General features: G+C 50.7%; 20 protein-coding genes and 7 tRNA genes. All 27 read right to left on the reverse strand.

Going from position 1 to position 22,945, the window contains the following annotated elements:
• Window positions 1-82: 82 nt before the first annotated feature.
• Window positions 83-310 (reverse strand): hypothetical protein, encoded by a 228-nt coding sequence (locus ACTNDI_RS01445; protein WP_441098985.1) that lies wholly within the window; start codon window positions 308-310, stop codon window positions 83-85.
• A 186-nt stretch (window positions 311-496) separates the two neighbouring features.
• Window positions 497-976, reverse strand: a complete 480-nt coding sequence (locus ACTNDI_RS01450; RefSeq protein ID WP_441099143.1) for a DNA-deoxyinosine glycosylase — start codon at window positions 974-976, stop codon at window positions 497-499.
• Window positions 977-1,107: 131 nt separating this feature from the next.
• Window positions 1,108-1,461, reverse strand: a complete 354-nt coding sequence (locus ACTNDI_RS01455) for a hypothetical protein (RefSeq protein ID WP_441098986.1) — start codon at window positions 1,459-1,461, stop codon at window positions 1,108-1,110.
• Window positions 1,462-1,711: 250 nt separating this feature from the next.
• Window positions 1,712-2,890, reverse strand: a complete 1,179-nt coding sequence (locus ACTNDI_RS01460) for a phosphoribosylaminoimidazolecarboxamide formyltransferase (protein WP_441098987.1) — start codon at window positions 2,888-2,890, stop codon at window positions 1,712-1,714.
• Between the two features lie 137 nt (window positions 2,891-3,027).
• Complete coding sequence (locus ACTNDI_RS01465; protein WP_441098988.1) at window positions 3,028-3,744, reverse strand: IMP cyclohydrolase; 717 nt, start codon at window positions 3,742-3,744, stop codon at window positions 3,028-3,030.
• A 264-nt stretch (window positions 3,745-4,008) separates the two neighbouring features.
• A complete protein-coding gene (locus tag ACTNDI_RS01470; protein ID WP_441098989.1) occupies window positions 4,009-5,076 on the reverse strand; it encodes a M24 family metallopeptidase in 1,068 nt (355 codons plus the stop codon).
• A gap of 28 nt (window positions 5,077-5,104) precedes the next feature.
• A complete protein-coding gene (hflX, locus tag ACTNDI_RS01475; RefSeq protein WP_441098990.1) occupies window positions 5,105-6,340 on the reverse strand; it encodes a GTPase HflX in 1,236 nt (411 codons plus the stop codon).
• A 37-nt stretch (window positions 6,341-6,377) separates the two neighbouring features.
• A complete protein-coding gene (locus ACTNDI_RS01480; RefSeq protein ID WP_441098991.1) occupies window positions 6,378-7,802 on the reverse strand; it encodes a tetratricopeptide repeat protein in 1,425 nt (474 codons plus the stop codon).
• Window positions 7,803-7,852: 50 nt separating this feature from the next.
• Window positions 7,853-8,767, reverse strand: coding sequence for a nucleotidyltransferase (locus tag ACTNDI_RS01485; protein ID WP_441098992.1), 915 nt, complete (start codon window positions 8,765-8,767; stop codon window positions 7,853-7,855).
• A gap of 155 nt (window positions 8,768-8,922) precedes the next feature.
• The gene (gene prfA / locus ACTNDI_RS01490; RefSeq protein WP_441098993.1) at window positions 8,923-9,999 is read right to left on the reverse strand and encodes a peptide chain release factor 1; all 1,077 of its coding nucleotides are present in this window, start codon (window positions 9,997-9,999) and stop codon (window positions 8,923-8,925) included.
• A gap of 16 nt (window positions 10,000-10,015) precedes the next feature.
• On the reverse strand, window positions 10,016-10,885 hold the full coding sequence (prmC, locus tag ACTNDI_RS01495; protein ID WP_441098994.1) for a peptide chain release factor N(5)-glutamine methyltransferase: 870 nt from the start codon (window positions 10,883-10,885) through the stop codon (window positions 10,016-10,018).
• 223 nt (window positions 10,886-11,108) lie between these two features.
• On the reverse strand, window positions 11,109-11,309 hold the full coding sequence (rpmE, locus tag ACTNDI_RS01500; RefSeq protein ID WP_441098995.1) for a 50S ribosomal protein L31: 201 nt from the start codon (window positions 11,307-11,309) through the stop codon (window positions 11,109-11,111).
• 317 nt (window positions 11,310-11,626) lie between these two features.
• A complete protein-coding gene (gene rho / locus ACTNDI_RS01505) occupies window positions 11,627-13,474 on the reverse strand; it encodes a transcription termination factor Rho (protein WP_441098996.1) in 1,848 nt (615 codons plus the stop codon).
• A gap of 249 nt (window positions 13,475-13,723) precedes the next feature.
• Window positions 13,724-13,803 (reverse strand) — tRNA-Leu (locus ACTNDI_RS01510).
• A gap of 93 nt (window positions 13,804-13,896) precedes the next feature.
• Window positions 13,897-13,969, reverse strand: a tRNA-Lys gene (locus ACTNDI_RS01515).
• A gap of 7 nt (window positions 13,970-13,976) precedes the next feature.
• Window positions 13,977-14,048, reverse strand: a tRNA-Gln gene (locus ACTNDI_RS01520).
• A 20-nt stretch (window positions 14,049-14,068) separates the two neighbouring features.
• Window positions 14,069-14,142: transfer RNA gene (locus ACTNDI_RS01525), tRNA-His, on the reverse strand.
• Between the two features lie 66 nt (window positions 14,143-14,208).
• A tRNA-Arg gene (locus ACTNDI_RS01530) sits at window positions 14,209-14,282 on the reverse strand.
• A 26-nt stretch (window positions 14,283-14,308) separates the two neighbouring features.
• Window positions 14,309-14,379 (reverse strand) — tRNA-Gly (locus tag ACTNDI_RS01535).
• A gap of 4 nt (window positions 14,380-14,383) precedes the next feature.
• A tRNA-Pro gene (locus tag ACTNDI_RS01540) sits at window positions 14,384-14,458 on the reverse strand.
• Window positions 14,459-14,624: 166 nt separating this feature from the next.
• Window positions 14,625-15,110, reverse strand: coding sequence for a metallophosphoesterase family protein (locus ACTNDI_RS01545; RefSeq protein WP_441098997.1), 486 nt, complete (start codon window positions 15,108-15,110; stop codon window positions 14,625-14,627).
• A 73-nt stretch (window positions 15,111-15,183) separates the two neighbouring features.
• Window positions 15,184-15,795, reverse strand: coding sequence for an RdgB/HAM1 family non-canonical purine NTP pyrophosphatase (rdgB, locus tag ACTNDI_RS01550; protein WP_441098998.1), 612 nt, complete (start codon window positions 15,793-15,795; stop codon window positions 15,184-15,186).
• Between the two features lie 58 nt (window positions 15,796-15,853).
• Window positions 15,854-17,020, reverse strand: coding sequence for a THUMP domain-containing class I SAM-dependent RNA methyltransferase (locus ACTNDI_RS01555; RefSeq protein WP_441098999.1), 1,167 nt, complete (start codon window positions 17,018-17,020; stop codon window positions 15,854-15,856).
• Between the two features lie 315 nt (window positions 17,021-17,335).
• Entirely contained in the window at window positions 17,336-18,751 is a 1,416-nt protein-coding gene (locus tag ACTNDI_RS01560; protein WP_441099000.1) for a UDP-N-acetylmuramoyl-tripeptide--D-alanyl-D-alanine ligase, read from the reverse strand.
• A 99-nt stretch (window positions 18,752-18,850) separates the two neighbouring features.
• Window positions 18,851-19,891, reverse strand: a complete 1,041-nt coding sequence (locus ACTNDI_RS01565) for a D-alanine--D-alanine ligase family protein (RefSeq protein ID WP_441099001.1) — start codon at window positions 19,889-19,891, stop codon at window positions 18,851-18,853.
• 380 nt (window positions 19,892-20,271) lie between these two features.
• Entirely contained in the window at window positions 20,272-21,741 is a 1,470-nt protein-coding gene (locus ACTNDI_RS01570) for a L,D-transpeptidase family protein (protein WP_441099002.1), read from the reverse strand.
• A gap of 141 nt (window positions 21,742-21,882) precedes the next feature.
• Window positions 21,883-22,809 carry a class I SAM-dependent methyltransferase gene (locus tag ACTNDI_RS01575; protein ID WP_441099003.1) on the reverse strand — a complete coding sequence of 309 codons (927 nt, stop codon included), beginning with the start codon at window positions 22,807-22,809 and terminating at the stop codon, window positions 21,883-21,885.
• Window positions 22,810-22,945: the final 136 nt, after the last annotated feature.

Genomic DNA, 22,945 nt, shown 5'->3' on the forward strand with positions numbered 1-22,945 from the left:
TATATACCATGATACGCGAACGACAAAGCACACAGGTTACGGATTGCTCCGCGCCGTATATTTCGGCTGCGCTTCCGGTTTTTCAGATTTCCGTAAAGCTGTAGCGCTGCCGTATGCCGGAGGTGACGATGTCAAAGATGATGGTACCGTCTTCCTGTACGGTTTTCTCATAGGTAAAGACCTTATCCTTAAATTTGTTGCGTATGAATTCCTCCGGGTCGTCGGTCCGCACTTCATCGATGAAAACATCCCTCATCTGGTTGTTCGGGCATTTATTAAATATTTCCCAAACGGTCTCATACTCTTTCATTGTCTGGTTCCTTTCCTGGACACAATCTGATGACTAAAGCCGTGGTATTCTTTTATTTGCTTAACATCGCTGCTGTCGTATAGAGGGGATACAGGTAATCCGCGCCCCCGGTTGTTCCTGGTCTGTGCGGCATCCGGCTGTGTCCGTATCGTTATGTTTTTGTATAATGATCAGCTAATAATCAGGTCATACATCCTTCAGAATCTGCCATGCGTCAATCAGCCGGGGTAACGACCACGCGGCATTTGCCGGGCTGGTTGAAGGCATTTTCAAAGCTTCTCTTCCCGTCTTCGGGTAGATGTATTTCATATACAGGTTATAGGAGGCGGTCCCGTTGCAGAAGATTCTGCGGATTGGTGCAGCCTTCAGGATGCGGTCGAGATCATTCGGGACAACATCACGAATACTGCTGTCGCTGGACCCGGTAATCGTGCAGGATTGAATTGTGTCCCACATGGCAATGTGATTTTTCCGGAGAAAGACCTTTTTCTCTTCTATGGTTGTCAGGGGCTCTGAGCCGAAGATGGCGGCAACAACCATCCAGTAGCGATTCCTGGGATGACCATAGAAAAATCCAGCCTCGCGGGATTTCACGGACGGAAAACTTCCGAGGACCAGCACAGTGGATTCTTCGTCAAAAAATGGCGGGATCGGATGCACTTGCATCTGCGGCTGCTGCCGTCTGGTCTGCGGCTTCTGTTTTCCGGTCTGGGGATGGTGGCGCCTGGTCTGGGGCTGCTGTCGTCCGGTCTGCATTTCCTTCCGAGGATTTACAGAATGGCCGGATTTTTCTGCACTCATGAGACTTCTCCTGTCTTGCCGTCTGCCTGTTTGGCCGGTACACCGGCTGTCGATTTGCTATCTTCTCTGTCTCTCGCGAGCATCTTCTGAAAGTCCTCCTCGGTCTCGCCTTCGATGCCCTCCTCATCGAAGGCGGTCACGACGTAGAAGCCGCGCGGGGTATCGCGGATGTCAACGACTCTTCCGCTTCTGGAATGAATCCGCTCATAGGGAGCATAGTTTCTGCTCATCGCGATCGCAGGGATGATTGTGTAGTAATACGAGGATGGAAGCTGACTCTCAGTGATGGTTACATCATCTCCAACCCGGACAAGATTTTCCCGTTCCATTTTAAATTCTGAATAACGCATGTGCATGTCCTTCCCTGAATAAATCCTGTTTCAAAGAAATCCAGTTTTCTGCACGACAGACTCCCGGAATTACGGGGTAACGAGATAAAACACGCTGCGCGAGTTTTATCTCGCTATCGCGACGCTCGCCGCACACGAATACTTCGCATTCGGCTGAGGCTCACTGTTCACGTAAATATAGAACGTCTCCCGGAACTATGCAGAAGCTCCGGGAGACGTTTTTCAGAGATTCCGGAAACAGCCCCGGATATCAGTGATGGAAGAGGCGGATTCCGGTGAATGCCATCACCATATTGTACTTGTCGCAGCACTCGATGACAGCGTCGTCGCGGATGGAACCGCCGGGCTCGGCGATGTACTGAACGCCGGATTTTTTCGCTCTCTCGATGTTGTCGGAGAACGGGAAGAAGGCGTCCGAACCGAGGGTTACGCCCTCCATTTTGTCAAGCCATGCTCTCTTCTCTTCTGCGGTGAATACCGGCGGCTTTTCTGTGAATACCTTCTGCCACTCACCATCCCGAAGTACGTCCATGTATTCGTCACCGATATAGACGTCGATGGCATTGTCCCGGTCTGCCCGGCGGATGTTATCCTTGAACGGGAGGCTGAGAACCTGCGGACTCTGCCGTTTCCACCAGTTGTCTGCCTTCTGTCCGGCCAGACGGACGCAGTGCACACGGGACTGCTGTCCGGCACCGACACCAATAGCCTGTCCGTCCTTTACGAAGCATACGGAATTGGACTGTGTGTATTTCAGCGTAATCAGCGAAATCTTCAGATCGCGAAGTGCGGATTCCGGAAGATCCTTGTTCTTTGTCACGATGTTCGAGAGAAGTTCATCGTTGATATCCAGCTCCTGACGGCCCTGCTCAAAGGTGACACCGAAGATCTGGCGTTTCTCCAGGGGCGCCGGCACGTATTCAGGATCGATCTGAATGACAACATAATTCCCCTTCTTCTTCTGATGAAGAATCTCAAGTGCTTCGTCGGTGTAGCCCGGGGCGATGACGCCGTCGGAAACTTCACGCTTGATAACAGAAGCAGTGCTTGCGTCGCAGACATCCGACAGGGAAATGAAATCGCCAAAGGATGACATGCGGTCTGCCCCCCTTGCGCGGACATAGGCACAGGCAAGCGGAGAAAGCTCCGGCATATCATCGACAAAATAGATCTTCTTCAGCGTGTCGGAAAGCGGGAGGCCTACCGCGGCGCCGGCAGGAGATACATGCTTGAAGGAGGCTGCTGCCGGAAGACCGGTGTTCTTCTTCAGATCACGAACGAGCTGGTAGCCGTTGAAGGCATCCATGAAGTTAATGTATCCGGGTCTGCCGGAAATTACCTTGATCGGGAGCTCGCTGCCGTCCTCCATATAGATGCGGGAAGGCTTCTGATTCGGGTTGCATCCGTATTTTAACTGTAATTCTTTCATCTGCTTCACCTCGTATTAATATTTGAAGATCGTGAATATGTTTCGGAAAACATCAATTCCTGCGGAAACATGTATGCGGCCTTCTGTACCGGCCGCATATGCGGTGCTCCTGTGTGTTTTCTAAAGAACGTACACGGTTACTGATTTTTGTTTACAATCCGGGTCTCGAAGCTTCCGCTCTGAATGTCAATGTAGCGCACGAAGAGAGATACCTTATTATCCTCGTTCAGGCTGCTCCAGATCATGCTGGTCCAGGCATCGATATCGTCCGGGACATCGACAGGCTTCGGCTCGCCCTCAAAGCTTGGAAGCGGATTACCGTCCGTTATATAGGTGGAAATAAAGTGGCCTTCTCCTGCCGGCGCATTCGGATAATCGAAGGTATATCGCAGACATTGGTCCGGATTTCCGCTGTCACTTTTCAGAATAGACATCGTGTAGCCAAAGACACCGTTCTCCACGGTCAGAAGTCCTGAGATCCGCGGGGTGTAGTTCGGCCCGTCAGGCTCAAATTCACGGGAACGAAGGCTCTGCTCGAAGGTAAGTCCCTTTTTCATGCCGTCGAAAATGGTGTCGGTCTGGTCACCGTTGGTAACAATGGTGTGTGCTTTGTCGAGCACGCGGACCGGCGCATAGATGATCAGACTCGGATCCTCCATTTTGGAAGGATCAAATGCCTGAGTACGGATGCCGTCCTCCTCTTTGACAAATACTCGGTTGCGGCTGTTTGCGCTTCTGCCCATGATAAAATAAGCCGTGGCTGCATATCTTCCGTTGGCTGAACGTCCGATTACAATTCCACGGCCGGGGTAGGCGTTGCTTTTCAATTCGTCTGACAGATTGATCTTCTGCATCAATAGCTTCCTCCTGTGATTCCTTGACACGACATGAATCCGCGGGATTCCGGAGGATAGCCGGGGAGCGTATGGATAACATGATGTGCCGCCTGCGTCATTTCTGACCACTATATATAGTTTTCAAGAGTCACTTTTTATATTACGTAGCAGAAAGAGAATTGTCAAGCCTTTCCGTATAAGTGCATGGCGCCTTTCCGTATAAGCACCTGACAGCCTTTCCGGCATTTGTGACACTGACACCTGCGGCACGTCTTCACGATATCAGAGCTCAATCAGTTCTCTCGGGGAATGCGAGAGATCGTCAATGCCGTCCTTTTTGATGACAACCAGATCTTCAATCCGCACGCCGCCGAATCCCGGAACATAGATGCCGGGCTCCACGGAAATCACCATGTTCTCCTGGATGATGGAGCTGTCAAGCGGAGAAAAGCGGGGTTCCTCGTGGATGTAGAGGCCGACGCCGTGCCCCAGTCCGTGTCCGAAGTTGTCTCCGTAACCGGCATTCCGGATCACGCTTCTGGCAAGCTCGTCACACTGCTGTCCGGTAAGTCCTGCGTGGATTCCGTTGAGGGCGGCGTTCTGCGCCTCAAGAACCGTTGTATAGATTTCCTTCTGCTTTTCATTTGCCTTTCCGACAACAACGGTACGTGTCATGTCTGAGCAGTAACCTTCGTAGGTGCAGCCGAAGTCCATGGTTACAAAATCTCCGCTTTCGATCTTCTTCGAGGAAGGAACTGCATGCGGCATGGAGGAGTTGATTCCGGATGCCGTGATGGTATTGAAGGAGAAGCCCTGTGCGCCGTGACGCTTCATCTGATACTCCAGCTCTGCCGCGGTTTCCAGTTCGGTGACACCGGGCTTCAGGAACTTCAGAATTTCGGTAAAGGCTGCGTCTCCGATGGATTCTGCGCGGGCAATCAGACGGAGCTCCTCGGGAGTTTTGATCTGCCGGATCAGATCGATGCTTTCATCGAGCGGAAGCCACTGCTGAATTTCCGGGAGAGCGTTCGTGAGACGGCTGAATTCATAGCAGCGCATGAATTTATCTTCGTACCCGACAATTTCAGCACCATCAACCGCCAGCAGCTCACGCAGAATCTGGGTTCTCTTGTGTGTGCGGTTCTCCTCGATGATGGTGAAGCTGCTCTCCTTTCCTGCCGCTTCAGTATATCTGGAATCGGTGATCACCACCTGCTGTTTCGGAGATATGTAGACCATACCCTCGCCCCCGCGGAATCCGGATATATACATCATATTGTGAGGATCCGTGATGAAAAGAGCCTGCGCTCCGGTTTTCTTGAAAATGTCCTGTATCATTTCTCTGCTCATGTCAGAGCCTCCTTTGGATGAAATACTGTTATAGTTTTCCGTAGATTTCCTGCGGAACATATGCTTCGATGCGGATCCCCTCTGGAAGATATTTTTCTTCCAGAAGTGTTCCGGACTGACGGATCAGCGCAATTTTTCCGGCGTCACCGTAAGAAAAAGTTCTCTCTATGTGAATCTGGTCCTCCCGGATGATTTTTTCCAGAATCTGTCTGAGGGAATCCAGTCCGTCCCCGAACTTGGCGGAGACCGGTATGACATAATCGGCGTGGTGATCATGCATGTGGACGCCGGGAGAGACCATGTCCTGCTTGTTGAAGAGGGTGATGATCTTTTTCCGGTCCGCGTCCAGCTCATGCAGGGTCTGGTAGACGACCTGCATCTGCTGTTCCAGATGCGGACTGGAAGCATCTGCCACATGGATGATGTAGTCGGCAAGGGCGGCTTCCTCCAATGTGCTGTGGAAGGCGTCAATAAGGGTATGCGGGAGCTTTCGGATAAATCCTACCGTATCCGTCAGGAGAATCTGTCCGCCCTCGGGCAGGCTCAGGAGTCTTGTTGTGGGGTCGAGAGTCGCAAACAGCGCGTCTTCTTCCAGTACACCTGCATTCGTGAGGGTATTGAGCAGGGTGGATTTTCCTGCGTTGGTATAGCCGACAATCGCCGCAGTCTTGATATTGGCCTTTTTTCTTCCCTGCCGGAGCACGTCCCGATGCTCCTCGACCTTCTTCAGTTCTGCCCTAAGGGCACTGATTCGCTCCGCGATCAGACGTCGGTCGATTTCCAACTTCTTTTCGCCGGGTCCACGGGTTCCGATACCGCCGCCAAGGCGGGAAAGGTAGGAACGCATTCCTACCAGATGCTGCTGACGGTAGCGGAGCTGTGCCAGCTCGACCTGAATTTTGCCTTCGCTTGTCCGGGCTCTTTGGGCAAAAATGTCCAGAATGAGCATTGTGCGGTCGTATACTCTGCAGTTTAATTCCTCTGCCAGGTTGTTCATCTGTGCTGGGGAAAGCTCGTCGTCTGTAATAATGGCGTCTGCCTGAAGCATTTCCAGCATGCCGGCGATTTCCTCGATTTTTCCCTTCCCGATGTAGGTCCCGGGATCCGGGTTTTCCCGGTTCTGGAGAACCATAGTCACCGTTTCGACGCCCGCCGTCTCTGCAAGTGCCTTAAGTTCGTTCAGGGAATCACGGGTCTCTGTCTCATCGCCGGTGTTGACGGCAACCAGGATGACTCGTTCCCTTGTCTCTGCATTGTCAAACATATCTGCTGTCCATCCATCTGTTCATTCAGGCTGCCGTTTAATACCCGGTGCTCCCGTCGTAGTAGCCGGCAGAATCGTAATTGCCATAGGTGCTGGTATCTGTGCCGTAGACCGTGCCATAGTAGACGCCGGTATTATCGTCGTAACCATCGTTGTCCGCATCGACAGTTCCCTGGTATGAACCGGAATCATCGCCGTTGCTCTGACCTTCACCTGCGGAATTGTATGACGCATTGGATTGATCCGTATCGGCGGTATCTGTCGTTTTGGATTGTGTGCTGCCGGATGCTTCGCTCTGTGTATTGCTGACGTCGGACGGGGAGGAAGAGCTGACGGAGGAACTTGTAACGTTCTCGGATGCTGTTGCCTCTGTCTCCGTTACGCGGCTCTGCAGGAACAGATTCTCCTGTACAGCTTTCTGGTTCGTCGGATAGGATTTGAGAAAACTTTCCATCTTCGAGGCTGCGGTTTTGAAATCAAGCTTCTTCTCATAGGCGATGATTTCGTTATAGAGCAGCTCTTCCTTGTACTCCGCCTCATCGGTGTCGAGCCCTGCCTGAATCTTCTGAAGCGCATCGTCATAATTGCCTTTCATGATAGCGATCAGAGCCAGGCCGTTGTATCCCAGGGAAACGGAGGTGTCATTGTCAATACAGCTCTGATACAAATCTTCTGCGCTCTCGTAGTCTCCGGTGTCGGAGTAGACTCTTCCGAGCAGCATGACGGCACCGGGGATATTTTTTTCTATGGCTTTCTTGAGATATTTTTCTGCCTTTCCGTAATCCTTGAGTTCATAGCAGATCCGTCCGAGCTGATAGTAATCATCAGATTCGGACGGCTTCTGATTTAAGGCGTCCTTTAAAAATGCGGCTCCGTCTGCCTGCCGGTTGTTCTGCACATAGATGTCATAGATTTCCAGATAAATCTCATAAGAGTTATCCAGCTCCAATGCCTTCTGAAAATCCTGGCCGGCCTGGCCAAATTTGTTCTCGAGGGCGTAAAGCTTTCCCCGCAGCAGAAAGGCCTGTCCGGCGTGTTCCTCTGACTTGATCAATTCATTGTAAATCGTCATGGCATTGTCGTACTGCTGCTCTTCTACATAAGCCTGCGCCTGGTAAAAGAGAACATCTTCGCGGAAGGACTTATTCTGACGCGGATATTTTATTGCCGCCAGTGATTTGGAGAAGGCATTCACGGCATTTTCATAGTCTCCGAGATTGAGATAAGCGATGCCCAGCCCGCGGTATCCTTCTGCCTCTCTCCCCTCGGAATCAACAGCCGACTGAAAATTCGTAATAGCGGTGTTGTAATCTTCGGATTTCAGAGCTGACATTCCGCTGGCATAGGCACTGTCAGAGGCGTTCCCGCAGCCCGGAAACAGCAGCACGGCGCCAAGCAGCAGCACAGGCAATGATATCCGGGCTTTTCTGAAAGATTTTTCTGATTTTTTATCCTTGATCATGATGTGGTTACCTCTGATTATATGGTCACCTCTGGATTGCGCAAGTGCACTCAGATAAGCTTTCCGTAAACACCCCTGCTGCAAAGGTCGGAGAAAGCCTTGCGGACGCTGTCCTTGTCTTCCTGATAGGTAACGCCAAACCAGGTGTCGTCTGTGTCCAGAACCTTTACGACAGCCTTTCCCTGGTGAAGCAGCTGATCAATATAGGTTGGAAGAAGGAATTCCTTCTTCAGATCACCATCGGGAATCTGCGCAAGGAATTCACGGAACGCGCTGTCCAGAAGATCGATGAAATCTGCCTGCAGTCCCCACATATTCATGGAAACCATAGAATTGACATCGATGGGAACGTCTCCGTCAGGAGAATGAACCGCAGCGCCACCGGGAGTACGGACAATGTTCTGGGTTTCATTGACACCGATCAGATTCCGGTCGGAGTCAAGGACGCATACTCCGCGGGTAACACCTCCGTTATCGCTGAGGGTGTTTCCAAGACGGAAACCGGCCATGCAGATCTGATGAATGCCGTTCTGTGTCGGATGATCCGCAACGAGATAGTCGTGCAAAAGAGTAAAGGCTTTTTTGCCGTAGTAGTCATCTGCGTTAATAACCGCAAACGGTGTGTCAATGAGTCCGCGACAGGCGAGAATCGCCTGGCCGGTGCCCCACGGTTTCGTCCTTCCCTCAGGCTTTGTAAATCCTGACGGAAGAGCATCCAGCTCCTGAAAAGCGTATTCGCAGGGAATCTTCTTCTCCATACGGCTGCCGATGATCTCGCGGAAATCCTTCTCCAGATCCTTCCGGATGATGAACACAACTTTGTCAAAGCCGGCCTCTATTGCATCATGAATGGAGTAATCCATGATGATTTCTCCGTTCGGGCCGAGAGGCTCCAGCTGTTTGATTCCCTTTCCAAAGCGGCTGCCGATTCCTGCCGCCATAACTGCCAGTGTAGTTTGTTTCATACTTACTCCTCCCATGATTTTCCTGTTGTTTCATGTATTTGAATGATTTGAAAAGCGGTGTCCTGCAATGCGTCGTGCCACGCACTATATAAGTTCGCACGTCACTTTGCTGCCTTCGTGCTTTAACAGGCATGAGCGTTCTCGCGCTGTTTATTTTATTGCTCCTGTAATTTCGCAAGCTTTGCCGCCTGGTCGGCGGCAATGAGGCTGTCGATCAGCTCGTCGAGGTCTCCATCCATTATGCTGTCAATTTGATGCAGGGTGAGATGTATTCTGTGGTCTGTCACACGGCCCTGAGGAAAATTATAGGTCCGGATTTTCTCGGAGCGGTCTCCGGTTCCGATCTGGCTTCTGCGCATCTCGGCTTCTTCATCGTGCCGTTTCTGCTGTTCGAGGAAGTACAGCTTGGCGCGGAGCAGAGCCCATGCCTTGGCCTTGTTCTGAAGCTGGCTTTTCTCTGTCTGTGAATAAATGACGATTCCGGTAGGTAAATGGGTGAGACGCACGGCGGAGTCTGTCGTGTTGACACACTGTCCGCCATTTCCGGATGCGCGCATGACATCGATACGGACATCCTTGTCCGGAATATCTATGCTGATGTCATCGGTGACCTCGGGCATGACCGCAACCGTGCAGGTCGATGTATGAATTCTTCCTCCGGATTCGGTTGCCGGAACCCGCTGCACCCGGTGTACACCGCTCTCGTATTTCAGGCGGGAATAGGCGCCGCGGCCGATGATCTTGAAGGTGCACTCCTTGCATCCGCCAAGACCGGTCTCTTCCAGATTGACCAGATCAGTCTTCCATCCCCTGCTGTCTGCGTACTTCATGTACATGCGGTAAATTTCTGCTGCGAAAAGAGCGGCTTCCTCACCGCCCGCTCCGGCGCGGATCTCAAAGATAACATTTTTCTCGTCGTTCGGATCCTTCGGCAGGAGCAGAAGCTTCAGCTGCTGTTCGAGATCTGATTTCTGACTGCGAGCGCTTTGTAGTTCTTCCTTGAGCATCTCGCGCATTTCCGGATCGTTTTCAGATTCCAGGAGCTCAAGGCTTTCGGAGATTGCGGCCTCATTTTTCTTGTAAGCCGCATAGGTATCCGCGACCGGCTGCAGTTCTGCCTGCTCTCGCATCAGGCTTTGCAGACGTGCCGGATCGCCGGCAGTATCCGGGTCGCTGAGCCGGTTCAAAACCTCTTCCAGCCGGAGCTGCACATCTTCCAGCTTCTCAAACATAGCTTCCACCTTTCTGTCAGCGGAGGTAACAGCCGGAGGCGACACGATCGTTACCTCCGAGATCTTTCGTGATGCAGACGTCATGATATCCGAGGCGCTGCAGAATCCTCCGCATATCCTTTCCCTGATCATATCCGATTTCCAGAAAAAGATATCCTTTCTGTCCCTTTCGGAAATGCTTCCGGGCCTCCTCTGCGATTTTTTCTTCGAAATAGAGTCCGTCTTCATGTCCGTCAAGGGCCTGATATGGCTCGTGGTCCCGCACTTCGGGATCCAGTCCGTCGATGACCCCGGTTGGAATATAAGGCGGGTTGGAGAGAATTACGTCATATTCCTCTCCGGCGGGAAGCGCCTCAAAAAGATCTCCGCAATAAAAAACAGCGCGGTCTTCCTGCACGCCCAGAGCTCTTCTGTTTTTTCGAGCGATATCGAGCGCTTCGGGCGAAAGATCGGTGCCACTTCCCGTTATCCCGGGACAGCTTTTCAGAAGGGACAGCAGGATGCATCCGCTGCCGGTGCACATGTCCAGAATATGCCAGCCACTCTCCAGAATCTTCTCTGCCTCTTCTACCAAAGTCTCGGTATCCTGTCTCGGGATCAGAACAGCCGGGCTGACGGAAAAACAATTGCCATAGAACCAGGCCTGACCGGTCAGGTACTGAAGCGGAATGCGGCGGCTGCGCTCCGTCAGAAGCCGGGAGTATTCCGCCGCAGCATCCGCGGGCATAGGCTCCTCGGCGTGCAGCAGGTACCAGCTGCGCGTAATGCCGGTTACATGCTCCATCAGAAGCCATACATCGGTTTTGGCGTCGGCAATTCCGGAAGCGGACAGCAGACGAATCCCGTAGTGATACCAATCATGGAAAGATTGTAAACGATCGGTCATTATAGATTCCCTCGCGTATATCCGCATTCTTGCAATCCGGATATTTAGTGGTCATTTTTATACAGCAGAATTATACGATAACATGACGATGGGTGCAAGAGAACTGTCTGAGACGAACCCTGCAGTTCGGCACGGACGATCTTCCGCTCGATATGTGAAAAAACGAGCCGGAACGAATGTTCCGACTCGTTTCTGTTTTCTGATAAGTGCCGCAAATTCTACGTTACTTAAGACCGTATTTCTTGTTGAATGCATCAATACGACCACGAGCCTTTGCTGCCTTCTGCTGTCCGGTGTAGAACGGATGGCATTTGGAGCAGATCTCGACGTGGATCTCCTTCTTTGTAGAACCTACCTTGAAGGTGTTCCCGCAGTTGCAGGTAACGGTAGCTTCATAATACTCTGGATGAATGCCCTGTTTCATGTTTTCACCTCTTCCAATTCATATCTGGTAAATTTATTGGTATGCTGTGTCTCAACTTTCGTATCAGATTAACAGCCTTATCATCATACCACGGGAATATCTGTTTTGCAACTGATTTTTGACATGTGTTCTGCATTTTTGACCCATTTTTGACATCTATTCTGCAACTGGTTTTTGACGTGTATTCTGATATCCACGTATTCTGATACGGTTCACGATCATCGAAGCAGCTGTTGAAAAACGGTTGAAAAACAGTTTAGGTCCCACTGTCCATCACACGGTCTGTGACGGATGCAGTCCGCTGTCATCAGACGAGATCAGACAATTCGCTGTTTTTTCAGCATCTGAACAAGTTCCCGGTTGTTTCTCGTATGGGTAAACATGTTCAGTACATTTTCGCCCGCTTCCTCGGCGCGAAGACCGTTCAGCGCACGGCGCATGTTGTTTACCGCCTCGAGTTCATCCGAATCCAGCAGCAGGTCCTCTCTTCTGGTTCCGGACCTTGCGAGATCGATGGCCGGGAAGACACGTCGCTCCTGCAGCTTCCGGTCAAGGATCAGCTCCATGTTGCCGGTGCCCTTGAACTCCTCATATACAACGTCATCCATTTTACTTCCGGTGTCTACGAGTGCAGTCGCGAGGATGGTGAGGCTGCCGCCCTCACGCATGTTCCGGGCTGCACCGAAGAACCGCTTCGGCATGTGAAGGGCTGCGGGATCAAGACCTCCGGAGAGGGTTCTTCCGCTCGGCGGAACGACCTGATTGTACGCTCTCGCAAGACGGGTGATGCTGTCGATAAAGATGATGACATCCTGTCTGTTCTCAACCAGGCGTTTGGCACGTTCGATTACCATTTCCGAGACTCTCTTGTGATGCTCCGGAAGCTCGTCGAAGGTGGAATAGATAACTTCGACGTTCTTTCCACGGACAGTTTCCCTGATATCAGTAACTTCCTCCGGACGTTCGTCGATCAGGAGAATGATGACATGCATCTCTGGATTATTGCGGAGAATCGATTTTGCAGCTTCCTTCAACAGTGTCGTTTTTCCGGCCTTTGGCGGAGAGACGATCATTCCTCGCTGTCCTTTGCCAATGGGGCTGACCAGGTCTACAATCCGCATCGCAACCGGTCCGCCCGGCCGCTCCAGATGAATGCGTTCATTTGGAAAAATGGGCGTCATATCTTCAAAATTCATCCGGCGCGCATTCACATAGGGGTCAAGACCGTTCACGCTTTTGACAAACAGAAGGGCGGAAAATTTCTCGTTCTGTGATTTTATTCTTGTGTTGCCGGAGAGAACATCTCCGGTTTTTAAGTGGAATTTCCGGATCTGAGAAGGAGAAACGTAAACATCGTCATCTCCCGGAAGGAAATTTTCCGAGCGGATAAAGCCGTATCCGTCAGACATGACTTCCAGTATGCCATGGGCTTCCGACCCGCTGTCGAGCTGCCCGAGTTCCTGACGCATCTGTTCGTTTTCGTTTTCGTCAAAAGCGTCATTCTGACGTTCGTCACTATTTTGAGATTCGTATCCGCTCTGGCGGTCGCTGCTGTTCGGGCGTTCATATCCGCTCTGGCGGTCATTGCTGTTCGGGCGTTCATATCCGTTCTGGCGGTCACTGCTGTTCGGGCGCTCATATCCGCTCTGGCGGTCACTGCTGTTCGGGCGCTCATATCCGCTCTGATGCTCGTTGTTGTTCTGACGCTCGCGGGATTCGCTATGCCGGAAATCTTTCCGGCTGCCATAATCGTTTTCGCTTCCGCGGGAGGAGCTTCTCCGGCTGCCGTTCTCGTTTCTGGAATGACCGGTTTTTACTGTCTCCATTTTCTGAGACTCTGGTTTTGAGAATTCTGGCTTCGAGGAATCTATTCTCGAGGAATCTGTTCTCTGAGAGCCTGCTCTTAAGGAACCTGCTCTCGAAGAAGATGTTCTCGAAGAATCTTTTCGAGTGTAGCCTGATCTTACGTGATCTGTTTCTGAGGCTTCTGCCCCGGAAGATTCTGTCCCCGGGACTTCTGCTTTTGCAGATTCCTTTGCGTCTTCATCGAGCATGCGGTTAATCAGCTGTTCCTTCCGCATCGCCGTTGTTCCTTTGAGCTTTCTGGATTTCGCGATTTCCCGAAGCTCTTTTAATTGTAATGATTCGTACTGTTCTCTGGTCATATCGTCCTCTCTTTTAAAACACTCCGGGAATGTAATCCGGAATTGCTGGTGCGCTGTTATAACGCTCCGGGGATTTAACCCGGAATAATTGATGCGCTGTGCATACAGGGTACGGCCGTTTCCCTGATAAGATGCGATCTGGCGTGCCGCTCAGAAATATGCCGCGTAATCCGTTTTTTGAAGAATAAAATCAGGTCACATGGATTTATATAATCTCAAATGGGAAAAAAGATGAACGGATGTGAATACTGCGGCTAACAGGACTCGAACCTGCATGGTTTCCCAACGGGACCTAAACCCGCCGCGTCTGCCAATTCCGCCATAGCCGCATGGTGTACAGCTTTTCATATCCGTCTGATGTAGAAACTGAATGATATAGAAAAAGAGATGACAGAACGTCATCTCTTCTGGTCATCACAAAATGAAGCATCGGGGACTCGAACCCCGGACAACTTGATTAAAAGTCAAGTGCTCTACCACCTGAGCTAATGCTCCGAATGATCTGGGCCAGCCGGATTCGAACCGGCGGATGCAGCAGTCAAAGTGCTGTGCCTTACCGCTTGGCGATAGCCCATTATGTCGCCATCACGGCAGGGTGGATAGAGGGATTCGAACCCACGATCTCCAGAGCCACAATCTGGCGCGTTAACCAACTACGCTATATCCACCATAGTAATTAAATTGAAACCGGAACCCGCGGTGCTGAATGATCCAGCGCTATATCTGGCTCCGAGCGTGCCTGAAGGGATTCGAACCCCCGACCCACGGCTTAGAAGGCCGTTGCTCTATCCAGCTGAGCTACAGACACGTATGTATTCTGATTGAGAATACAAGAGCAGGTGATGGGAATCGAACCCACGTATCCAGCTTGGAAGGCTGGTGTTCTACCATTGAACTACACCTGCGCAGTCGGGGTGACAAGATTCGAACTTGCGGCCTCCTGGTCCCAAACCAGGCGCTCTAGCCAAACTGAGCCACACCCCGAGAGACACAGGACGTACAGATCCCACAGATCCGAACTATCCGAACTCGCTCAACGCAAAAACTAGTATATTATAAGATTTTGCGGTTGTCAACAAAAATATTAATTAAATGTGTCGGAATTTTAAGGCAAATTCAGGTAAATTCCGAGAAAATTCTCTGCGGTAAGTTAATCCTCCAGCTCTTTTATGGCAAAGTGAATATCATGGTGTCTGTCTATCTCAATTACACCGAAGGTAGGTTTTCTGCCGATCTGTCTGGGATAATTAAGGGATCCGGGATTCATCAGCGTCAGTCCGCGGCTTGTCTCAAGATAGGGCTTGTGCGTATGACCAAAGAGGCAGACATCAACATTCCTGCTTTCGGCCTCCTCTCGGATCGCCGAGGGGCTCAGGGAAACTCCGTACCGGTGCCCGTGACATACCCAGAATCTGTAATCATCGATTGTCACATTGAGATCTGCCGGCAGGCTGCTGTCCCAGTCATTATTACCGGAAACCATATATGTCGGGCAGTCCGCGTATTCCTGAATCGTGTGTTCCTGTCCTTCAATATCGCCACAGTGGAAGACAGCGTCATAAGGTCCGGTTGTGTTCAATATTGACTGCAGACGATCAATATTCCCATGTGTATCACTGATTACAAGTACTTTCATTCTGTGCCCCTCCGTATTTCTGATCTAGGGTTTGCCGCACTTCCGACCGGGTGGTCCGGTTCAGATTGGATGGTCAGTTCAGCTCGTTTCTGAGAAGACGCTCCATTTCACGAAGAGCTTTTCCTCTATGGCTGATTTTGTTCTTTTCTTCCGGTGGAAGCTCCGCTGTGCTGCAGCTCATGTCGGGAAGCATGAAAATAGGATCATAGCCGAAGCCGTTGGTTCCACGTTCTTCATAGCCGATTTTTCCTTCGATGACCCCCCGGGTCGACAGAGTCCTGCCGTCCGGGAGTACCGCTGCCATCGCACATACAAATCGGGCGGTTCTTTCCGGAACGGGAACGTCTTTCAGGTTTTCGATGATTTTTGCGTTCTTGATTCGGTAAGAAGTGTCATGACCCATCCAGCGGGCGGAATAAACGCCGGGAAGCTTATCCATGGCGTCCACCTCGAGACCGGAATCATCTGCCATCACAATAGCGCTGCGATATCTGTCCGGGAGAACCGCCGCAATGGCTCTGGCCTTGATGAGAGCATTTTCAGTGAAGGTTTTCCCGTTTTCCTCGATGTCGCAGGAGATTCCGGCATCGGCCATGGACAGAATGGTGACCGGCAAACTGCTCATGATCTCCCGGATTTCTGCCAGTTTGTCCTTATTGCCTGTTGCAAAAATGATTGTATGCATTCGTATTTCCTTTCGCTTCTCTTCTGTATCTGGAGATTCCCGCCTGCTGAGAACCGGATCAGCCTTCTGATTCCGGGTGAGGCTTGCGGCGCGGAGGCTTCGGCCCCGGGTACTGGTAAAAATATGTCTTCATCATTCCGTTGTAAATCTTCCGATTCTTTGGTGCGGTTCTGCCGATGTATCGCTCTGCGTCCGGATAGCCGCTGATGACGTACAGAGACCAGGTGTCCAGTTTCGCAAAGCGTTCCCCGAGGGTTCTGTAAAGCGCCGGAAGCGCGCTTTTCTCTTCCAGACGTTCGCCGTAAGGCGGATTCGTCACAATAAAACCGTATTTTCCCGGATGAGAAAGCTCGGAAACCGGACGCTGCTGAAAATGGATCATGTGATCGACACCGGCCAGCCTTGCATTTTCACGCGCAAATCCGACTACCTCGCGGTCAATATCATAGCCTTGAATATCGGTCTGCACATCTGTGCGTACCCTGTCCTCCGCCTCTTCTCTCACATCTGACCAGCTTCTTTCCGGAATCAGATGTTTCCATTCCTCAGACAAAAAGGACCGGTGGATACCGGGTGCCATATCCGCGGCCATCATGGCGGCCTCAATGCAGAAGGTTCCGCTTCCACAGAACGGATCTACGAGAATCCGGTCGGCCTTCCATGGCGTCAGCATCAGAAGGGCGGATGCGAGCGTTTCTGTGATCGGGGCCTTTGCGGTGAACTGGCGGTATCCTCTTTTGTGCAGAGAGGTACCGGTCGTGTCCAGTCCGACTGTGACCACATCTTTCAGAAGGGAAACCCGAATCGGGTACGGCTCTCCGTCTTCCGGGAACCATTCGACCTTGTATTTCTCCTTCAGACGCTCCACGATCGCCTTCTTCATAATGGATTGTATGTCAGACGGGCTGAAGAGTTTGCTCTTAATGGAGTTTGCCTTGGCAACCCAGAATTTTCCATGCTGCGGGATATAGCGTTCCCACGGCAGTGACTTCGTGGCCTCGAAGAGCTCATCATAAGTTACGGCCTTGAACTGGCCCACTTTAAGAAGAACCCGTTCGGTTGTACGGAGAAACATGTTGGCATAGGCAACAGCTTCCGCGTCTCCTTCAAAGGTAACCTTTCCGTCTTCTACTTCCGTTATCTCATAACCGAGATCGATGATCTCCCGTTTCATCACTGCTTCCAGCCCGAAATGACAGGGCGCGATCAGCTCATATCTCTCCATGTAATTCTCCTGTGTAATACTGCCGGATATGTTCTCCCCATACGAATGGATTTCACGGCAACTTCCGGGTGCGGATCCATAAGCTGTGTTATCTGACGATTTTTGCGTCTGGTAAGAGAAACGCCCCGGTAGGGGAGCTACCGAGGCATTTCGAGGGGAGTATAAATAATTAATAAGGGGTTATTAATTGTAAAAAAAATTTTTTGAAGGGTAAATTCTTTTTACGTATAGAATTATATAACAGGCTTAATAAAAATGCAACAGAAATTTTCCAAATAGACGTATTATTCGTGCAATGAGGCAAATAGCTGTTGCTCATTTCTGGAGGTCGGTTACAATTCTGCCAAATTCCATATAGTGGGATGCCTTTACGAGAATCGTGTCTCCGTCCCTGAAAAGTCCTGGAACTTCTTCGAGAAATTTGTCGATGGTCTTGAAGTGCCGGATATCGGTCCTTCCGGCCGAAGTCTTACGTGCGCCCCTGCAGATTGCCTTGGAAAGCGGTCCAACGCAATATATTGCATCGAGCTTTAGTCTGCCGGCATGTGCACCGACTTCCTCATGCAGCTGCTCGGATTCATTGCCCAGTTCTCCCATATCTCCCAGAACCGCTATTCTCCTGCCGGAGCCCTCCTGCAGAATATCAAGCGAAGCCTTCATGGAGGCGGGGTTTGCGTTATAACAGTCATCTACGAGAGTAAAACGTCCGGTGTGGATGATATGAAACCTTCCGCTTAAAGACTCACAGCTTTCGATTCCGCTGCGAATCTGATCAAGGGTTAGGCCATAGGTGAGACCTGCCGCGGCGCCTGCAAGCGCGTTATAGATCATATGGGTGCCGGGAAGAGGAATCAGTACCAGGAAGCTTCCGGCCGGAGTGATAATCCTGCATTTGGTGCCGTCAAGTCCCTGCGGTTCAATCTCATCGGCGTAGAAATCATTCGGATGTGAATAACCTTCCTTCGAAAGACCAAAACGAACCGGTCTGACACCGGATTTTTCCTCAATGGTCGAAAGCTTGTCATCATCGCCGTTGAGGATGATGTGGCCGTCAGAGCTGAAGAAATCAAAGACCTCTGACTTTGCCTTCAGGATACCGTCTCGGCTTTTCAAAAATTCCAGGTGCGCCGTTCCGATATTTGTCATGATCACGGTATTTGGATGAACGATGGATGCAAGGCGGTGCATCTCACCGAAATGATTGATGCCCATCTCGATGACGCCGATTTCGTCCTCTTCTCTCATCCGGAAAACGGTCATGGGGACGCCCAGCTCATTATTGAAGTTTCCCTCTGTTTTCAGTACGCGATATTTCTGGCTGAGTACAGCGGCTGTCATCTCCTTGGTACTTGTCTTCCCGACGCTTCCGACGATGCCGACAATCGGCTTATTGAGCTGTCTGAGATAAAATTCCGCGATGTCCTTTACCGCCTGCAGCGTGGAAGAAACTGTGACAGATGTGATCTCCAGGTTTTCAGGAATTTCATATTCCTTACGGAGCGTTTCCGGATCCTTTTCAGTGAGGACCGCTGCGGCGCCTGCTTCTATAACCTGTCGGATAAACCGGTGACCGTCTGTCCGTTCGCCGCGGATCGCGACGAAAAGGCATCCCTTGGTAACCTTTCTGCTGTCTGTGACAATATCGGTCACGGTAAATTCTCTTTTATCCTCGGGTCCGTCGTATTTTCCGTCTGTTACCAGTGCAATATTGGACAGAGTAAGATTTTTCATGAATGCGCCTCCGAACAGCTTCCGGATTGAGGAAGTTTGCCGCACAGGGACAATCCGGATTTAATATTAGTGTACGCCCCGCCCGCGGGGTTGGAGTGGTTATTGCTCATATCTTTTCAGAGATACGTCGATCAGTTTCTGACAGAGATGATCAAAATCGATTCCGACAGCCGCTGCCTCCTGTGGTACGAGACTGGTTGGCGTCATGCCGGGAAGTGTGTTGACTTCCAGACAGAACACCTTCTGATCAGATTTCCGCACGAGGAAGTCCATGCGGCCGTAGCCGATCAGGCCTATGGCGTCTGCTGCCTTTAAGGCCTCTTCCTGTATCTTTTTTGTGAGATCATCTGAGATGGGAGCGGGACAGAGCTCCTCGGTCGCTCCTGCGGTATATTTATTCCGGAAGTCATAGTAACCGGTTTTCGGAGTAATCATAACTACCGGATAGGCTTTGCCGTCGATGACACAGCAGGTGAATTCACCGCCCTCAATGAACTCTTCGATGACAGCAGAGTTTTCAAGGCTGAAAGCAAGATCAATCCCATTGCGTACATCCTCTTCCGTGCGGCAGATTGTGATCCCCACTGAAGAACCTCCGCAACAGGGCTTGACAATGACAGGGAGTTCCATGCCGAACTCCGATGCGCTTCTGCGGGAATCTCCGCGATAGATCGTGATGCCTGACGGTGTATTTACACCGGAGGCCTGAAATACCTGCTTGGTTCTGGATTTGTCCATTGCGATTGCGCTGCTGATATAATCCGTGCCAGTGTACCTGATGCCGAGCAGGTCAAATGCTGCCTGTACTCTTCCGTCTTCGCCGTTTGATCCGTGAAGCGCAAGGAAAACAATATCAGCTTCTTCACAAAGCGCAATTACATTGGGACCGAAAAAGCTCCGGCGGCTCTTTCTGGCTTCTTCCAGCTGCGGATTGAAGCCTTTGATGTATTCTGCGGCTGCGTCCGTGTCGTATTCACCATCGAATGCTGTAGCCGGGTCTGCCTCCTTCCAGCCGAAAAAAACATCCAGAAGGATGGACTGGTGGCCAAGCCTGCGTAAAGCCTTGCAGATTCCGGTTCCCGATACGATGGAAACTTCTCTTTCGGTACTTGTTCCTGCTGCGAGCACTACAATTTTCATATTTGACTTCCTTTTTTCTTAATTTAAGACTTGTATTTTGTCTTCTGTGTAGGACTTGTGTTTTGTTTTCTGTGTAAAACTTTGTTGTCTATGTTAGACTTTTTATCTTCTCGCCTGGTATACGACGGATATTATGCTTGTTTTTCTTCCCCGCTGCGACCGGAAAAGGGCATCCGCCGGACGCGCATGTTAATCGCATATCACGCGCGGATGTCATGCGGAACTTTTTGCGTGGACAGGACACATGCGCTGGTCAGACCAACAGGTTCATTGTAGCAGTATCCGGAAAATTTGCAATCCCGAAATCAGAGACCGCCTGAAGTTCCCACTGGGAAATAAGCGGTCTGTGCGGTCATTGTCCGGAATCCGGGGTATCCCGGTTACTGATTCGAAAGCGCAACGTTTGCGGATGCATCGGCACTGGTGGGCTGCGGGCCTACCGGCTGGTCCTCCGAATAGTACACGACAACGGGATATCCGACATCCATCACATCGAAGATCTTTGCCGCGGCATCCTTCGGGGTGTTGATGCAGCCGTTTGATCCGTTGGTCAGATAGGTATTCTTGTTCTCAAACTGGGCTTCGGTTCTCCAGTAGGCATCGTGAATTCCACAGGAGTCGACAAAGGGAAGCCAGTAGCTGATCTTTACGTTGTGAGCCTCGGGGAAGGTGGTGTTGCTCTCTTTTCCGTCGATGGCATATACACTTCCGGATGGAGTATCCTGGCCCAGCGAATGGTTTCCGGTGATCACCGGGGTGTCTACGATCAGGGTGCCGTCCTTATAGCACCACATCTCCTGTTTGGTGATGCAGATTTCCACATAGGTGCCTCCAATATCATTGGCACCGCGGTCGAGTGCGCTGTACAGATAGATGGGATCACGCTGCCCGCTGTCACCGTTCAGGATGGCGTTATATAGATCGTTGGTGGTTTCTTCCTGATAAATACACCAGCCGTAGTCTCCGCCGCCCTCGAGCTGAATCTCCTTGCCGCTCGTTGTGCGGAATTTGCGGGAGAGACCGTAGGTATCGGTCTCATAGGCCATGTTTTTTACCCATTCGGCAAGCTTGTCCTTGCTGAGGGTATATCCCTCCTTGTCATCCTCGACCAGAAAATCACGGATGTTGGAACTGTTAATGGTAAATTCCTGATCGGCCAGGTTATAGGTGATATTGATGTTCAGCAGCTTGTTGATGTCAGCTGCCTTCTCCTGGATATCCGAAGAACTCTCATTTTCGGTTGGCTTCTCATAGAGGTCCAGATCCTCAAAATCAATTTCCGTTTTGTGATTTTCAATTGCGTTGATGATGGCTGCCTTTGTCTTTTCGTAATTCAGAGTGTTGCCCTGAACGCTTTCGGAAACGGTAAAGTCACTGCCATTATCGACAATTTTCGCATTTTCCGGCGCCTGAATATCGGGAGCGGAGAAGGCGTTCATCTTATTCATTACATCTTCGATAGAACTGGAATCATAGGTGTACCCGAGAGGAATGTGGTATTTTTTTCCGAGAGTGATGTGGAAAATCCAGAATCTGGAATCCTGATCATCCAGGAGTTTATCTACGGTGCCGTCGTCCTGATACGTCAGGTAGATCTGATCTCCGGTGATCTTGTCTGTGACATTGTTTCGCTCTTTGCAGGTAAGCGTGTACTTGCGCATCTGATTCTGGATGGCATACCGCGCCTGGTCAGCGGTCATCTCGCCGACATTGATGCCGTTTATGGTTGAATTGTTGTAAAAGTGTGTCTTGAAATGGTAGATGCCAAAGGCATAAATACCAATCAGAATAAGAATCAGAAGTACCAGAAGAAACAGCATACTTACCAGATTCTTGGAAAGTTTCTTCATATATCTAAAATCCTTTCTGCAGTTTTTCTTTTATAAAATTCTTTATTCGCTGACCTTTCGGTAATTCTTCTCTAAAGAATCCCTTGTGGAATGATCTCCCTGCTGCCTTTTATAAGGCCCGCGTTGGGTTTTCTGAAATTATTACATTCCGTCAGGTTCGCCTGTTCGCATCCAACGTCCTGTTGATCCGCACGGAAGTACGAGGCCGGTGGAGGTGACCGGAAGCCCGATTTCCGAGGATTCGATCTTTCCCCCACGGTCCGCAAGTGCGACAGAAAGCATATAGGTGAGTACGGAGGGCGCCAGGCCGGTTGTATAGGAATTGATCAGGCAGAAAATCGCATCGTCGCTTAGAAGCTTTGCGCAGAGTTCAAGAAACGGATAGATGTTTTCCTCCATCTTCCAGATCTCTCCTTTCGGACCTCTTCCGTACGAGGGGGGATCCATAATGATCCCGTCATAATGATGGCCTCTCCGGATCTCCCGTTCGATGAACTTCGTACAATCATCCACGAGCCAGCGGATCGGGCGGCCTGACAGACCGGATGATTCCGCGTTTTCCCTTGCCCATGTCACCATTCCTTTGGAAGCGTCAACGTGTGTGACTTGCGCACCGGCTGCCGCTGCCGAAAGTGTTGCACCTCCGGTATAGGCAAAGAGATTCAGGATACGGACCGGTCTTGTCATCCCGGTCTCAGGATCCAGGTCACCGGAATTTTCGCGCCGTTTTATTTCATCTCTTATCTTTGCCGAGCACCAATCCCAGTTGACAGCCTGCTCCGGAAACAGTCCGGTGTGCTTAAAACTGAATGGCTTGAGATTAAAGGTGAGATTGCGATAGCGGATCTGCCATTGTTTCGGAAGATCGAAGAACTCCCATTCGCCGCCGCCCCTTGTGCTTCTATGATAATGGCCACTGCACTTTCTCCAGCCGCGCGCCTTCTTTTCTGTATTCCAGATGACCTGGGGATCCGGGCGGATCAGAAGATAATCACCCCATCGTTCCAATTTTTCACCGGATGAGGTATCCAGTACTTCATAATCGTTCCAGTTATCTGCTAACCACATTTTTATAACCTCACATATTAGAAATGTATCAGAATGGGCTTATTATACGTTATTTCATTTATTAATTCAATGTGTAACCCTACGTATAAGATCAACGGTAAGGGCGAAACGGTAAAAGCACCGGAAAGATCAAGTA

This window comes from Bilifractor sp. HCP3S3_D3, from assembly GCF_052063915.1.
Classification (GTDB): Bacteria; Bacillota; Clostridia; order Lachnospirales; family Lachnospiraceae; genus Bilifractor.